Below are 15,243 nucleotides of genomic sequence, written 5' to 3'. Positions count from 1 at the left end.
GCTATTCTCCCACCCTTCGAAGCAGTTTCTGGACCAGCAAGTTGGTGCCCACCATAATCATGAACAGCACGGTGGCAATTGCTGATGCATACCCCATCTCAAACCGCGTAGTACCAAAGTCGATCAAATGGGTCACCACAGTCTCTGCTGCATAGTTCACACTTGGGAACCCGGCCAGCGCGATCGACACATCGGCCACGGCAAACGAGGTTGTCAGCTGAATGACTGCGCCGAACATCAACTGTGGACGCATCGAAGGCAGGGTAATGTACCATAGTTCCTGCCAGCGATTCTTGATCCCATCCACCGCTCCCGCTTCGTACAATGTCCGGTCCACCGTCTGCAAACCAGCGATAAAAGCCAGAAATCCCGTTCCGAGACTCAGCCATAGCTGCACGAGAATGAGAATAGGCATAATGTAGGCTTCCGTCTTCAGCCACTGGATTGGCTCCAGCAGAAAACCCCATTTGATCAACAGCCCATTGGCAATACCATAACGATCTCCCGAGAAAATCATCAGCCAGATAAAATACACATTGCCCGAGATGGAGGGCGCGTAGAAGATCAGCGTCATGAACGCTCTCCATTTCGGTGTTAACTCATTAATGATCCACGCGAAGACAAAACAGGCAATATAACTGATCGGCCCGGTAATGATGGCAAACAGCAACGTATTCTTGATTGCAATCAGGAATACATCATCCTCCAGAAACAGGCGAGTGTAGTTCTGCCAGCCAATAAAACGCGGGAATTCCAGCATGTTAAAGTAGGTGAAGCTGAGTATGATCGAGATGACAACCGGAATCACGGTAAACATGAGGAACAGGAGCATATAAGGTGCAAGCAGAACATAGGAATGTTTGCTGGCCTTCATTTCCTGGATCTTCCAGCTCCACCACGATTTCATGCCCATCCTTGACGCTTTCTCAGGAGGACTGTTTTGTCCGTCTCGGAGTGATATTTGTGGCACGATTAACCCTCCCTCTGCTTACGGAAGACCAAATTCATTACGTTTGACTCGAATCTCGTCCTGAATATATTGGGTATAATCCATGATGGATTCCCTGGCTTCCACTTGGCCAACAACGGTTTTGTAAAATGCATTGAACAGATGGCGGCCTGTAAAATAACCACCGGGTACTTCAGGAATGCCCTTCACCGTTTCGAATTGTGCCTTGAGATTGGCGTAATCCTCCGCAGGCCACGGCAGGGAATCCAGCGCCTTGATGTTGGCCGTTGGATAACGGGCAGCGGCACCCATCAGTCCTTCCATCTCCCGTCCGAATTCCGCCTGAATCGGTGTGCTGGTCCACCACTTCATGAACTCCCACGCCGCATCCTGATCCTTGGCATCCTCCAGCATCATGACTGCGCTGCCTCCACCCGGTACGTCCCGATTCAAGGTACCATCTGCTTGAACGGTTCCCGGGACAGGAACGAATCCCCATAGTCCGCGAATCTCCGGTGCAAATACGGACAATTGGTTGTACATGGTGTAATCCGTTAGTCCGATAGGCATCTGTCCTGTCCGGAAACGGTTGGCAAAATCATATTCCCGCTCTAACTTGTAATCGGTATAAAACTCCGTCCACTGCTTGAACGTCTCAATTCCGATCCTTGAATCCAGATCCGACTCCTTGTCATCGTTACGATAGAAGGCGCCGCCGTTCTGAAGCAGCATCGTGGCATACTGAGAGTTCGGCGGAATATTGACACCCTGCATATTCGCTTGGGTCACAATCGGCATACCAAATTCCATATGATTTTTGCTCAGAATCGCGAGCAGAGCTTCGACATCTTCCCAGTTCTGAGGCACTTCAAGTCCGAGTTCTTCGAGCACGTCTTTACGATAAAACAGCATGTTAAAAGTTTGCGTTTCCGGCAGGGCATATACGCCTGAATCATAGGCATACGGCACGATTGCACTTTCCCTGAACTCCTGTTCCACGGTGCTATAATCACTGAATTGCGTCAGATCTACAGCCGAGTTCCGCATCGCAAAGTTCACCGGCAGATCATTGCCGATCTGCATCGCTACATCCGGTCCTTCACCGGACAAAGTCGCTGGCAGCAAGGTTCCCATATTCACCAGCTTCAGATTGACATTGATACCACTGTCTGGTGTGAAGGTCTTGTCAATCATCGCTTTCATCGTATTCGCCTGATCACGTCCGCTACCAATCCAGACTGTTACCGTACGCTGATCTTCAGATGTAGCTACATTACCAATCTGGTTATAATCAATGAAGAACGAATGATAGAATATCTTCGCTTCATGACCAAGCTTGGCAAGTGGCCCCATACCTGTTCCAGGAATATCGCGGTCAATCGAAGTGACGTACAGTGCATCGATTTCAAGGGGTTGCTCTCGTGCCTGCTGCACCCATGTGCCGAGACCGCCTGTATTGGTTTTATAAGCCGCAAGCCGTCTTGGAATGGTATCTGGCTTGTCAATCATCTCGTCCAGTTGCAGCGCCATCGTCTTAATCAGTGCTTCCTGATCGCTGGACTGTCCTGACAGAAGACGAAGCTGTGCGGCCACGTCCTTGAGACGTTTACTTTCTCCGCTGAATACTTCCAGCAGGTTCGGAATCTGTTTTTCCACCCGGTAATCACGGAATTCATCAGGCTTGGTGCCTGTAATCATCAGAATACGTCGGTACATGGAGTTCAAGTTGTACAGACTGTCCTCCACATTGCGGATAAGCGGTGCGAAGTCCCCGAGGCTGTTCTCCAGCCGCAGCACATGTTTTCCTTTTTCCATGTGAAACTTGTATGCTTCCTTGCCGCCCATCACGTCAATACGATAGTCACTTTGATAACGGAAAGGTGCTTTCGCCATCTCTGCAAACGGAACTTCACCATCGATGGTCAGTTTGCGTGTAGAATAGATGCCTTTGACAAAATTCTGCTGAGCGGTAAAACCGATATGATACAGTCCACTTTCCGGCACATCCACTTCCCATTCAATCCATTGTCCTGGCAGACGCCAGTTAAAGCCGCCAATCGTATTGATGCGTACCTGGGAAGCGCTATAAGGAGATACAGCAGAACTTGACCTTTCGCTGGTCGGGTATAACGTAGGTGAAGATTTGGCAATCGCGGCTTCTCCTTCAATGCGAATCAGTACATCCTTCGGCTGTCCAGAAGAATCCGATTGTTGTGCACCCGCAGTCTCCGCGTAAGGAACAGCTGTCTTCTCATTGAAAAGACGAATGGACCGAATCACCATGGGTTCACGCGATGATTTTAGCGTTAGCGTGTGTTCCCCTTTTTCCAAATAAAACTTGAATGGAGTCTGTTCGTACCCGTCGGAGTCCTGAAACGTTTCTTCCAGCCAGCGTGGTTGCTCCACTTGTCTCGGGCGAAGGTCATTGCCTTGGTTATCCTGTTCAACGACATCTTTCTCATTCGCCCATACCCGGTCAAACTGCAAATAGGCGGCTTCCGCAAAAGGAAGTTCACCATCAATGTACAATGCACGCTCAATGGCCGAACTCTTGCCTTCTACGGGAAAATAGATTGCGGACAGGTTATACAGCCCGGTCTCCGGCACATTAATCGTCCAATCGACTTGTCCGGTCTCTCCGGTATGGAGGGATACACCATCCATTCCTTCATAATTAGTCAGTTTGCGGACGTCTTCACCTTCGGCTTTTATGTAATCTCCTGCTTCAATGGTGATGTCCACATTCGGCTGTGTAGCCTGATCCGTTCCGGATCGATACTGTTCGTATCCCTTTTTCTGCCGGGTCTGCTGCAAGACTGCATCCACTTCAATGGCAGGCAGACTGCCAGGTGGAATGTTTGCACTCTTTCCATCAGCGCCGGAAGTTATATATAGAATGATGCAGGCTGCCGCCACGATGATTACTGTGGACAATATCCATGTCTTACGTTGTAGAATTCCAGCCATCCTACGAGTCCTCCTCATCAAGGCTGATGCCAGCAATGCCGATTTGGTGGTTCAGGAAAAGGGGCTCCGTGCAACATTGCCGACACGAGCCCCCTGCCTGAATCGTTTGCTGGTGATAAGTGTTGTTATTGTTTGCCGAGTTTATCAATGGCGGCTTGTGCCTGTGCTTTGTATTTCTCGGCTGTTGCTGTCACGGAAGCATTGTTTTTGATGATATCGTTCACATAATCCCCGAATGGGTATCCCGTGTAGGCATCATCCAGCAAAATACGGCCCGTTCCGGCGATGTGCTCGCGAATGATCGCAATATCCTTCTCGTCGGTATAACGACTCTCCAGATAATCTTGACCTGGATACTCTTCAATCTGCGGGATGTCGAAGGTCTCTTCATAGATTTGGTAGACGATCTTTGGATCTTCCACACCTTTAGGAATGAACTTCGCTGATGCTGCGTTGTTTGCATACGTTACCTCTTTGCTACCCTGTGGCCCGTTCGGAATCGGCACAACACCAACCGCAAAGGTGAGATCGCCCAACTGCCATTCAGCAGCAGTGAAAAGAGCTACATCTCCATCTTTGAACGTATTGCTTTCCTCCCAATTGGTTTTGTCGCCGGTTTTGACCTTCACGACATTTTCCACGTTATACAGGCGTTTAACAAATTCGGCAGCTTCAATCGTTTTCGGATCAGACAATCCTTCTTTGCTATTGGTATCATCCACGATTGTTCCACCATTGGCTGCGGTAAAATGACGAACGACATCAAGCGCCCAGCCAGAAAATCCGTATACGTCAGTTTTGCCGTCGTTATTGGTATCTTTGGTTGCCTGTTTGGCAAGTTCCATGAATTTATCCCAATCCCATTTACCTTGGTTATAAAGTTCTTGAGGATCAGGCAAAGATAATTTTTTGAACAAGTCACGGTTATAGTGAAGTCCCAGACCAATGCTGGTTGGAGATTCGAAGGCGTATTCGTTGCCTGCAATGGCAGGAAATTTTGCAATCAGGTTAGCCTCTTGGTTGATGTTATTCTCAGGTGTAGTGAATTCGGAGATGGGCAATAGTTGCCCTTTGAGGATGGCGGGTAGTGCGGATTTGTACTCCATCTGAACGATGTCGGCGAACGGTTCGCCAGCCAGTGCAGACGTTGTGAATTTGTTCATGTATTCTTCAAAAGGTACGTTAACAAACTCCAGTTTCACGTTGTATTTCTTCTCGACCTCTGCAATTTTATCAAGTCTGGCCTTATCGGAGGCCGTCTCTCCCGCCGGTTTCAAGTCCCACCAGGCCGCGACCTTGATGACACGTCCACCCAGATCAGGAACATCAACCACCGCTTCTTCCACTGCGCCTTCTTTTTCTGTCTCAGCGACTTCGGTGCTGTTACCTGAGTTCGTTGTTCCCTCTGCTTCGGTCCCCGTCTGCGCTGTCCCCCCACCACTGCAAGCGGATACAAAAAGCATCACGGCCAATAACATCAGAGGCAGAACATTCCATCTTCTCATCATGATTTTAACAACCTCCCCGAATGTGTATACCAATCATGGTTTACCCTAAATCATTAACCCCATTCATCAACCAATCGAAAATAAAAAATCACCACCATTTGTTATTTCTTTGTTTGCTTTTGACAAACAAAATTTAACACAGCAAAATGTAAGCGTCAACATTTTTGTTGTTAACATTTTCTAATTTCTCTGATAAAATGCTGATTAAGCTCAAATTATCCTGTATTTTATCTTATTCATGAGTACGTCCACTAAGTACATGCTTATTAAGCTATGATTATAACTTTGTTTATTTTGTTATTTTTATAAAATAACAAAATAATAATTAAGCAGACAAAATTCGTCATTCTATCTGAAAATATGCTTACCGTCACGTTGAACGTTCATCCTAAAATACTGTGTATTACTAACATTTTGAATTCTCTGTCCGTTATTAGATTAAGAGAAATACATCATGCTATACTAGAATCGTTGGATATCGCTCCAAATAAGGAATACGGCAGAACTACGAGTGTAAGGATGGTATGATGAAGACAAAGGTAACAATTCAGGAGATTGCACATTTTACGGGTTTGTCGAAATTCGCGGTGTCACGAGCTTTGTCTGGAAAATCGGGAGTTAGCGATCAAACGAGGGATGTCATTCTCAAGGCCGCTGGCAAACTTGGATATTTCAAAGATAACAGCATGTTGTCTGGTGAACTGTATAACAGCCATGAACTTCAGGAACCAAAGAACACACGTTCAAGCGGAACGATCTTGATTTTGTTCCCCAATGTTCGGTACCAAAATCAAGACTCCGTATACTGGGGCCCCGTCTTTAACGGGATCTCTTCCAAGCTGAACCAAAAAGGGATTAATATTCTGACCTTAACGGAACCCTCAGCAGACCAGCTATTTACCCTGCTCAACCCGGATGCCATTCGTGGAATCATTACCGTTGGCTCTATCTCGACCCCGATTCTGCTTGAAATCAAACGTCTCAGTATTCCGGTTGTGATGGTCGATCATCTGGACCCTGTTTTTCACAGTGACAGCATATTCACCGATAACTTTGCATCCATGCGTGAGATCATGCTCTATTTGCTCCGCAAGGGTTTCAAAACATTCCAGTTTGTTGGCAATATCGGTGATGCTCATAGCTTCTATGAACGCTGGATTGCATACACTTCTGTGCTTATGGGCCATGGGATGGAAATACATCAGATTCCCGAGCTGAGTAATCAGGCATTGGATGAGTTCCGCCAGACGTTCACTTCGGTGATCAGTGAGGATAATTTACCTGAAGTGTTTGTATGTGCGAATGATTTCTATGGGCTATACACCATAGAAGCCCTTGAGAGTATGGGTATTCGTGTACCCGATCAGTGTGTTGTCACGGGATTTGATAATCTATACGACAATATCCCATTACTGGCTACAGTTAATGTGAACAAGGAGTTGCTCGGTGCGCGTGCAGTGGATCAGATGTTATGGCGCATTGCGAATCCAGAGAGCAACGTCGAGAAAAAGTTGATTCTTGCTGATGTCATTATTCGTGAACAGTTTGGCAGACATAGTGGGTAAAAGTATAATACATGTTGGTGAATATGTGTGGACATAAGCATATATGGAATAATGCTTATGTCCACACAGAACAGCACACCAAATACCCCTTTAACCGTATTCGTGCGGCTATAGGGGTATTTGTATTGTTGTATGTTGTGTAATGTTTATTGTTTATTTACAATAGGCCGTCACATCATCCCGTTCTACGTATCTGTACGCACATCATCCCACGCCAGATCCAGATAACAGATCAGCCAGTTCAATGCACGGTGACGTTCATAAGCCACTCCACCATTCAGGCCAGCTGGAGGTGTTTTGTCATTCACACGACTATCCACGCATACCCAGTTATAACGGTAGATCAGATCTGCTTCATCCAGAATCTCGCTTTTGTTACGCAGAGATGCATCGGAGAGAAAGTCGGTAAAACTATCCTTCTGCTGCAAATAACCGACATCCTTCCCTACGTTACATAACTCCGTTGGTGCACCTAGTTCCTTCACATAACCAAGCGCCCACAACATTACGTGGTACGCTTCATATCCCCAGGAGAAGGAAATAATCTCCTGCTGCTCTGCTCCGTGCTGGTCGATAAACCTCTTCTCTACGGGTGAGAAAAAGGAGTCAGCCTCATACTTGTCGATCACTTCCTGAACCAACGCTGCGGTATCATCCGCACTTTCGCCTGCTCCCAGACACTCACCTTTAAGCGCGGCAAGACATAGGGCAACCGCACGGCGCGCGACTTCCTCTTTACTCCGAATCGTGGTGTGCTCATCTCCGGCCCTTGCGGGCAAGTTCGCATTATACGGAATGCCTTGTTCAGTCAACAATTGCTCTGAACGTGCTTTACGTTGAATGCCAGACTCCGACTGCGGTCTGTTACCGTCAAGGAAACTGGTGTGCGCTGTCACCGTGTAATCCTCCACCTCAGATTCTCCATTCACATCCAGCAATAGCTGACCTTGTGCATTCAGCAGAGATCCACCTCCCCAGAAGATAACGGCATCCAGCGCATCAGCCAACCGCAATAACTCGCCGAAGAATTCCTCCGAGATATCCTCTTCCGTCTCAATACCAACCACCATGTTCAATGTGGAACATTTGATCAATACCTTTTCCTGGAGCGAAGCATTGCGCCCCTCAATCTGACTCAAAAATCCAAGCATCCCCTGAATCATTGTCGTAAATTCCTCAGGATGTGTCTGGCTGGTCATGATATTAAAGCCTTTGGTTTTCTTACTGAGCCATTTTTTCTGAGTCACTTGAATATGGGTCTTGTCTTCCCGGCGTTCAATCGTACCCTCAGGATAAATGGATTGAATCAATTCAAACAGCTGATCCAGGTCAAACTGAGAGCTATATATCGCACAATTCCTCATGAAGTTCACCCTCTTTTCTAACTAATCCTTGTATGGATCGAATTCATTACCTCCGGCCATGGCGACACCAACGGGACGCAGCACATGGTTGATCTTCAACGTATTCGCATGTGCGTTCAGTACGTCTTGCAGTTTCTTGTACACAAACGGACTTTCGTCTGTGCCCGCTCCCCGCAGCTCAACACCATAGGCACGAATCGCCTCATGCATCTGTGCTTCGCTAATCTCGCCACCCATACGTGTGCGCAGCTTGTAATTCATTTTGCCAGCCGCCTGGGTTCGGCTCATCGTTCGCCCTGCCCCATGTACGGTGCTGCGGAATGACTCGGTATTCTCCCCGCTGTGGATCCCCTCCACAATTACCGAGATATCACCCATACTGCCTCCGACAAAACCGAGTTGCCCGGGTGCAAGTGGCGTTGCACCTTTGCGGACCACAACTACCTCTTCACCCATGTGTTGTTCCTTCCAGGCAAAGTTGTGATGGTTATGTACGGCGTATTCAGCACTTGCCCCCAGAATACCGAGTACCTGTTCAATAACATAGTCGCGTCCTGCATAGGCGTATCGGCCCGCCAAAGTCATTCCATCCCAATACATATCACCCATTTCGCTGTTCAGGTCAAACAACGTAGGCGGTTGATCCATCGATTCGCCAGGAGCTTTGCCACTGAACTGACGTCCTGCAGCAAGGTTAAGGAATCCACTCGCCACTTTATGACCGAACCCGCGGCTGCCAAAATGATTGGCGATCCACACCTTCCCCGTTGCTTCTTCTACAAAAATATCCACGAAATGATTGCCACTGCCTACGGTTCCAAGTTGGTTGCGTGCAAGTGTTATCAGCTTATGTTGTAATCCCGGTTCAATGGTATCAAACAGCTTCCAGCTCGCGTCGTCGAACAGCTCATGATCCACGGGTGTTGGATTGTTACGACCCACGCCGAAAGATATGGTCGAATTGATGTCATCCATAATCGTTACAATCCGATCCCGAATATCTTCCCACATCAGATTTGTACGCACAGCCTTATTGCCACAGGCAATATCATATCCGACACCTGACGGGCTGATCATATTCCGATAAGCGACAACACCACCGATGGGTTGCGAGTAACCTTTGTGATGGTCGGCCATCAGAGCCACACCCAATACATCTCCATATTGCGAGCAAGTCACCGCCTGACTTACGGCGTTCTCCAGCGGCTCCCCCCAGACTTTAATGTTATCTACGATACGCATAATTGTGTTAACCTCCTATGTACTTTTTTTGAAAATACATCTTTTATTTCAATACTGTTGTTCTTATTAGTTTAACAAAGATCAGCGTGGCTCGAAATGCTCTCTTTCTTTAGATCACCAATTATCTACGCATTAAAAAAAGAGAGCTAGGCTCCCTTTTCTCACGGTTGGTTCCTATTCACTTCTTGCTAATCTTAAACTTGAACGCCCAAGTCGCTGTGTTACCAGAATATCGGCCTCTGTTCTCGGTCACCACCACGGAAAGTGTCTTGTTGGTTGATTTGGAGAACGAAGATAGTTTGACGTTGGTGCTTTTATCCCCGTAATCGGGAATTTTGTCCTGTTCTTCGGCGATGGCCTCCAGTTTCAATGTACCCGTGGATTTCAGGTTTAAAGTGACTGACGAACCCTCCTCCAGATCTTTGCCGTTCACACTTGCTCCGATGGCCCACTCATTACCGACAGAGTTATTCTCGACAAGCTCTGCGCTCACCAGCGTAACGGTTACCTTAACCGTTTTGGCGGCAGCATAGGAGGTTGGGGAACATACGGCGAATACCAGGCTCAGAACCATGAAAACATTAGCCCATTTTTTGAACACGAGAGTGCCTCCCTCTTATTTGTTTCTTTTGTTAAGACTATGCCTTATTCGCCGTGTTCCTTAAGTAATCCTTCAACTTGTGCAAGAAAATTTTCTCTTAAAGTACCTGTTAAAGGTGCTTCCGGTAACCCTGAACCTTCTCATCCTTGAAACCTAACTTCTCATAAAATATATGTGCTTCCTTACGCTGATCGCCAGACACCAGAATCATGTAACCACAACCCATATCTTTTGCAATCCGTTCAATCTGGAGCATTAACCTCTGCCCAATGCCCTGCCTGCGTACCTGATCCGATACAATCACATTCTCCACAACCATGAACGGTTTGCATGCCCCTACCAGATCCATACACTCAATCCCCATAACGGACCCGACCAGCCTGCCATTGTAAAATGCCCCAAGCACATGATAATGGCCATTCTGCTGTATGTAATGAAACATCTTTTTCATCTGCTGTTCATTGGTAGGCATTCCCATCAACTCATTGTATAGCTGGCTTAGTGCCGGTAAATCTTCAAGTTCGATTCCTTTAATGGTAACCATGATAACCCTCCTGATTTTGTCCTATTTCGCACGCTTTGTCTTACATGAGGTCCTTTTTAAAATAATAATGACTGTGTCCAGTCGGTGCATTCTCGATCGTTGTGATCAATTGGTAGCCATGTTTCTTGTGAAATTCAGGTGCTTGATAGGAGAAGGTGTTCAACATGACAAAATCACAAGATTTCTCTCGCGCAATTCGCTCAACTTCAAGCAACAACTGGGAACCATATCCCCGATCCCGTTGTTCAGAATCCACCCAAAGAATATCAACCTCCAGCCAGTTCCAGCAAAGTGTACTAAGCACACCTGCAACAATCTCACCAGTCTCATTTTTAATATTGAAATTCAATTCTTCGTAACGATGCCTTAATTCCTCGCTCACATGGGTCGCATTATATTCGATAAGTTGCTGGCGAACATACTCTGAATCCTCTGAAGTACTTGGATTGATATTTATTTCGGACATCTCCTAATTACTCCTTTTATCTCAACAGTTTATAATTTACGATAATGTAATTCATTCCGGATAAGAGAGTAACGCCTGTTGCAACCCATAGTAATGCCACATCCACTCTGATATCAGTCAACAAACTAAACGGAACATTATTCAACAAAATGGCAATGATCGCTGCCACCTGAAGCACCATTTTGATTTTTCCATACTGGTCGGCTGCAAGAGCAATGCCCTGTTCTGTGGCTACCATTCGTAATGCAGTAATGACAATTTCACGTCCTATAATGATTACAGCAATCCATGAACTGATCATATTCTCCTGCACCATCATGATCAGCGCAACCGCAATCAACAGTTTATCCGCCAGTGGATCAAGCAACTTTCCCAGATTCGTGATCTGATTATATTTTCTCGCCACATATCCATCCAATTTATCCGTACCAGCTGCTACTGCAAAAATAATTAGTGCAATCATCACGCTTTGCTGATTGAGAAAACAGATCATAAACAATGGAATCAACGCGATTCTAGCCAACGTGATTTTATTTGCCAGATTCATTAGACACCCATTCTCCCCTCATCCATGTTGGCTAAGTGACCTTTTTTCCATTTACGTAATCGGGTCCGAAAGGATTTAAAAGGAGCTACCGAATTAATCTGGATCCATTTCACCATAGCCCACCTGGGCTTTGTTCCCGTCCACTGTCTCATCCCTTGTACAAATAAGTCCTCTTCACTAAGGGAGTCAATCCAGTTCTGCCATTGTTGTTCTGTCTCCCGAAACAATGAGCGTAACTCCTCCAGCGTACAACCTGAATACTTTTCGTAAAATGATTCATTTAATGACCCTAGTTGGTTCCATTTATACCCTGGTGCAGGCATATGACATTCATGTCCCAACTGTTCATTTCTCTCCCACTCCATCACCAGGTTCATCCATCCTAACTGGTAGGCGATCATCTGGGCAGGCGTCTTGTCCACACCTTCAACCCACTTATCTTTGTCGCTGTTATGGATGTCATTGAATTCACCCTCAAACAATTCATAGGTGCGTCGAATCGTCTCACTTAACTCTTTCTTCGAGGCATATAGAACTCCAGGCACGCTACTCCACTCCTCTCGTTTCACCGTTATACATGAATCAGAAGCATGGACTCTATCATCATTTCGACTCAATTCCATAATCATCCTTTTTTTCATAAAGCTATATTTATTTCTGCAAGAAAAAAGGGCAGTCTGTAAACAATACAGCTGCCCTTTACTCAACCTATTTTGCTATTTCAGCATACTCGTGATCCCAATTCTACAAAGCTTCCTTAATCACCCGTTTATAGTACCACACAGACAACAGACCAAAGATCGAATATAACAATGTATAGACTATCATGACAATGACCGTAGGTGTCGCCAGCTCCGTACCAAAGAAAAACCAACCTGATTTCACGGCAAAGTAACTATGACTCAACCCCACCATAAGCGGAATACCAAAGTTAAACAACTGCTTGATCTGAATTCCACGCAACAGATTGCCTTGCGTAAATCCGAGTTTTCGCAGAATGGTATAATTGTCCTTCTCCTCTTCACTCTCGTTCATTTGTTTAAAGTACAGGATACATCCCGATGTAATCAAGAACGTCAAACCAAGGAAACCAACAATGAACATAATTAAGCCCATATTATTACGTTGGTTATTTCTGAACTCAATCTGGGAGAAGCTCGGTGCTTCCAACTGTAGCTCCTTATATACGGCATATGCCTCTTCAGCCTGCCCCTCATTCAGAATACGTACACCATAGTAATCCGCCCACTCGGATTTTTGCAGCTCGGGATCGAGATCCTGCCGCAACTGCTGGTATACCATTTCATCTACTACCGCTACAGGCGTGCCCCCAGAATAGTATCCAGGAAGAACACCCTTTTGGGTGGTTCCGATCAGTTGTTGGTCTAGCGTTCGCTTCAATCCTTGCAAGACAATTGGACCTGTCTCCTGAATGGAAATCAACTGCTGAACGGCATTTCCGTATCCCATGAAGACCGCTTCGCCTGGTTGCAGATCAATGTTATCTACCATCTTGTCACTCAACACACTACTGAATAGGTACTTTTCCGTCATGGACTCATCCATCACTTTATGAGCATCAATTTCAATATAAATGGGCTGTCTATGCTTCTCTTCATATGGTATCTGTTTGTGTTTCAACTCGGCTACAAAGCGATCTTTCACATTTACCTGAGCAAAAGAGAAATCCTCTGGCAAGCTTTCCTTCGCCTGAGCCTCTGCCGAATAATACGAAATGTAACTGAGTGACAGCATGCCAATAGCAAGTGCCGATACGGTTGTAATAATCGTGAGCAGCAATGCATTGGATTTCATGCGGAACATGATTGAAGATAACGATAACACCTCATGAATGGATAGGTATCCGTTTTTACTTTTGCGAATCAGATTAAAGATGAAACTTACCGAACCCTTATAGAACAGGTATGTCCCCAGTATGACCGAGAAGAGAATCAGGATCATCGTATACATCAACTGTTGCATATCCATTGCTTCACCGCTGAACAGCCGTGCAGACATGAAGTATCCATACACAATCAGAGCAATGCCCAAGACGCCAACAATCATCTGTCCAAACGACATCTTCTGCACCTGCTGCTCCGAAGTGGCAGACACCCGAAAGAGTGAGAGAATACTCTGTCTCTTGATAAAAGTGTAGTTCATCAGCATGATGAGCAGATACATGATCGTAAAGACAATCACCGTTTGCATCAGTGCCATCGGAGAGAAGTACAGTTTCGTAATCGCATCCACACCGAGAATTTTGAACAATATCATCAATACCAGCTTGGACGCAAGAAACCCAATTAACACACCGATAGCCATGGAGCCAAAATAAAGAATACTATTCTCCGCACTCAAAATACCAAAAATTCTGCCTTTTGTCAGTCCGATCAATTGAAATAATCCAATCTCTTTGCTACGCTGCTTGATAAAGATCGTATTGGCATAGAGCAAAAAGATACCAACAATGACGATCAACAGTACCGAAGATGCGCCTATAGCCGCCGCACCTTTTGTTGAAGCAGCTACCTCATCCATGGAAGGATCATACTGTAACGTCACAAAGGAAAAATACAATGCCACACTGAACACAAGCGCAAATACATAGAGATAATAATTCTTCAGATTTTTTCTGAGATTGCGGAAGATAATATAATTCAAGCTCATTGCTGCACACCACCCAATACGCCCTGGGTTTTGATAATATCGTTGAAGAACGATTGCCGTGACTCGTCTCCTTTATTCAACTGGGTGTAGATCTGACCATCTCGAATAAAGATCACTCTGCTGCAATAACTTGCGGCAACCGGATCATGGGTAACCATAATAATAGTCGCTTTTCGTGCGCTGTTCATATCACTTAACTTGCCGAGCAGATCCGAAGCGGACTTGGAATCCAGCGCTCCTGTCGGCTCATCCGCAAAAATGATACTCGGCTCGTGGACAAATGCTCGTGCTGCCGAAGTCCGCTGCTTCTGACCCCCTGAAATCTCAGATGGATACTTGTCTTTCAACTCGTAGATTCCCAGTTCACGTGCGATCTGTTCAAACTTGTGGTGTGCCTCCTGTTTTGGAATGCTCGTAATCGAGAGCGGTAATAATACATTTTCCTTCACCGTAAGGGTATCCAGAAGATTGTATTCCTGAAAAATAAAGCCCAGATGATGTTTGCGGAACTCAGCCAGCTGTTTCTCCTTCATTCCGGTGAATTCCTTGCCCTCAATATCAATCGTGCCCTGGCTCACCCGATCAATGGAGGAAAGTACATTAAGCAGCGTTGTTTTACCCGAACCCGAAGGCCCCATAATACCAACAAACTCTCCCTTGCTTACCCCAAGATCAATCCCCTTCAGCACTTCCTGTTTATTTAATTTATTACCATAGACTTTATGAATTTTTTTGGCTTCCAGTATCCACATATCCCACTCACTCCTCTTAGATCTTCTGCAAAATGCTCATGTCTATATCATAGGCGGAATGTGCAGTG

13 protein-coding genes are annotated in these 15,243 nt (G+C 45.9%); 1 reads left to right on the top strand and 12 read right to left on the bottom strand.

Annotated features, from left to right (window positions below; all coding sequences use genetic code 11):
* Position 1: 1 nt before the first annotated feature.
* The 3 genes from MHI48_RS08620 to MHI48_RS08610 all read right to left on the bottom strand — a co-directional run bounded on the left by MHI48_RS08620 (position 2) and on the right by MHI48_RS08610 (position 5,421).
* The gene (locus MHI48_RS08620) at positions 2–913 is read right to left on the bottom strand and encodes a carbohydrate ABC transporter permease (RefSeq protein WP_076327396.1); all 912 of its coding nucleotides are present in this window, start codon (positions 911–913) and stop codon (positions 2–4) included.
* A gap of 75 nt (positions 914–988) precedes the next feature.
* Positions 989–3,916 (bottom strand): extracellular solute-binding protein, encoded by a 2,928-nt coding sequence (locus MHI48_RS08615; protein WP_076327089.1) that lies wholly within the window; start codon positions 3,914–3,916, stop codon positions 989–991.
* Between the two features lie 125 nt (positions 3,917–4,041).
* Positions 4,042–5,421 carry an ABC transporter substrate-binding protein gene (locus MHI48_RS08610; protein ID WP_076327397.1) on the bottom strand — a complete coding sequence of 460 codons (1,380 nt, stop codon included), beginning with the start codon at positions 5,419–5,421 and terminating at the stop codon, positions 4,042–4,044.
* A gap of 527 nt (positions 5,422–5,948) precedes the next feature.
* Between MHI48_RS08610 and MHI48_RS08605 the strand changes: the two genes are divergently transcribed.
* Positions 5,949–6,989 (top strand): LacI family DNA-binding transcriptional regulator, encoded by a 1,041-nt coding sequence (locus MHI48_RS08605; protein ID WP_235193769.1) that lies wholly within the window; start codon positions 5,949–5,951, stop codon positions 6,987–6,989.
* 185 nt (positions 6,990–7,174) lie between these two features.
* On the opposite strand, the gene MHI48_RS08600 is transcribed toward MHI48_RS08605, so the two are convergent.
* The 9 genes from MHI48_RS08600 to MHI48_RS08560 all read right to left on the bottom strand — a co-directional run bounded on the left by MHI48_RS08600 (position 7,175) and on the right by MHI48_RS08560 (position 15,175).
* Positions 7,175–8,353, bottom strand: coding sequence for a DUF4272 domain-containing protein (locus MHI48_RS08600; protein ID WP_076327090.1), 1,179 nt, complete (start codon positions 8,351–8,353; stop codon positions 7,175–7,177).
* Positions 8,354–8,374: 21 nt separating this feature from the next.
* On the bottom strand, positions 8,375–9,595 hold the full coding sequence (locus MHI48_RS08595; protein WP_076327091.1) for an RtcB family protein: 1,221 nt from the start codon (positions 9,593–9,595) through the stop codon (positions 8,375–8,377).
* A 178-nt stretch (positions 9,596–9,773) separates the two neighbouring features.
* A complete protein-coding gene (locus MHI48_RS08590; RefSeq protein WP_076318269.1) occupies positions 9,774–10,196 on the bottom strand; it encodes a hypothetical protein in 423 nt (140 codons plus the stop codon).
* A 109-nt stretch (positions 10,197–10,305) separates the two neighbouring features.
* Positions 10,306–10,740, bottom strand: a complete 435-nt coding sequence (locus MHI48_RS08585) for a GNAT family N-acetyltransferase (protein WP_076327092.1) — start codon at positions 10,738–10,740, stop codon at positions 10,306–10,308.
* Between the two features lie 40 nt (positions 10,741–10,780).
* Complete coding sequence (locus tag MHI48_RS08580; protein WP_076327093.1) at positions 10,781–11,206, bottom strand: GNAT family N-acetyltransferase; 426 nt, start codon at positions 11,204–11,206, stop codon at positions 10,781–10,783.
* A 16-nt stretch (positions 11,207–11,222) separates the two neighbouring features.
* On the bottom strand, positions 11,223–11,753 hold the full coding sequence (gene pgsA / locus MHI48_RS08575; RefSeq protein WP_076327094.1) for a CDP-diacylglycerol--glycerol-3-phosphate 3-phosphatidyltransferase: 531 nt from the start codon (positions 11,751–11,753) through the stop codon (positions 11,223–11,225).
* Positions 11,753–12,298, bottom strand: coding sequence for a ClbS/DfsB family four-helix bundle protein (locus tag MHI48_RS08570; RefSeq protein WP_076327095.1), 546 nt, complete (start codon positions 12,296–12,298; stop codon positions 11,753–11,755). Before MHI48_RS08570 ends, pgsA begins: the two co-directional genes overlap by 1 nt.
* Positions 12,299–12,497: 199 nt before the next feature.
* Positions 12,498–14,423: an ABC transporter permease gene (locus tag MHI48_RS08565; RefSeq protein WP_076327096.1), complete on the bottom strand. Its 1,926-nt coding sequence runs from the start codon at positions 14,421–14,423 to the stop codon at positions 12,498–12,500.
* Positions 14,420–15,175, bottom strand: a complete 756-nt coding sequence (locus MHI48_RS08560; RefSeq protein WP_076327097.1) for an ABC transporter ATP-binding protein — start codon at positions 15,173–15,175, stop codon at positions 14,420–14,422. Before MHI48_RS08560 ends, MHI48_RS08565 begins: the two co-directional genes overlap by 4 nt.
* Positions 15,176–15,243: the final 68 nt, after the last annotated feature.

This window comes from Paenibacillus sp. FSL H7-0942, from assembly GCF_045040715.1.
In the GTDB taxonomy this organism is placed as follows: Bacteria; Bacillota; Bacilli; order Paenibacillales; family Paenibacillaceae; genus Paenibacillus; species Paenibacillus amylolyticus.
The sequence above is the reverse complement of the archived record's forward strand: the minus strand, read 5'-3'. Positions and strand labels throughout refer to the sequence as shown.

Coding starts and splice junctions, on each gene's coding strand:
- MHI48_RS08620 (WP_076327396.1), bottom strand. CDS start 913: ATGGGCATGAAATCGTGGTGGAGCTGGAAGATCCAGGAAATGAAGGCC.
- MHI48_RS08615 (WP_076327089.1), bottom strand. CDS start 3,916: ATGGCTGGAATTCTACAACGTAAGACATGGATATTGTCCACAGTAATC.
- MHI48_RS08610 (WP_076327397.1), bottom strand. CDS start 5,421: ATGAGAAGATGGAATGTTCTGCCTCTGATGTTATTGGCCGTGATGCTT.
- MHI48_RS08605 (WP_235193769.1), top strand. CDS start 5,949: ATGATGAAGACAAAGGTAACAATTCAGGAGATTGCACATTTTACGGGT.
- MHI48_RS08600 (WP_076327090.1), bottom strand. CDS start 8,353: ATGAGGAATTGTGCGATATATAGCTCTCAGTTTGACCTGGATCAGCTG.
- MHI48_RS08595 (WP_076327091.1), bottom strand. CDS start 9,595: ATGCGTATCGTAGATAACATTAAAGTCTGGGGGGAGCCGCTGGAGAAC.
- MHI48_RS08585 (WP_076327092.1), bottom strand. CDS start 10,740: ATGGTTACCATTAAAGGAATCGAACTTGAAGATTTACCGGCACTAAGC.
- MHI48_RS08580 (WP_076327093.1), bottom strand. CDS start 11,206: ATGTCCGAAATAAATATCAATCCAAGTACTTCAGAGGATTCAGAGTAT.
- pgsA (WP_076327094.1), bottom strand. CDS start 11,753: ATGAATCTGGCAAATAAAATCACGTTGGCTAGAATCGCGTTGATTCCA.
- MHI48_RS08565 (WP_076327096.1), bottom strand. CDS start 14,423: ATGAGCTTGAATTATATTATCTTCCGCAATCTCAGAAAAAATCTGAAG.
- MHI48_RS08560 (WP_076327097.1), bottom strand. CDS start 15,175: ATGTGGATACTGGAAGCCAAAAAAATTCATAAAGTCTATGGTAATAAA.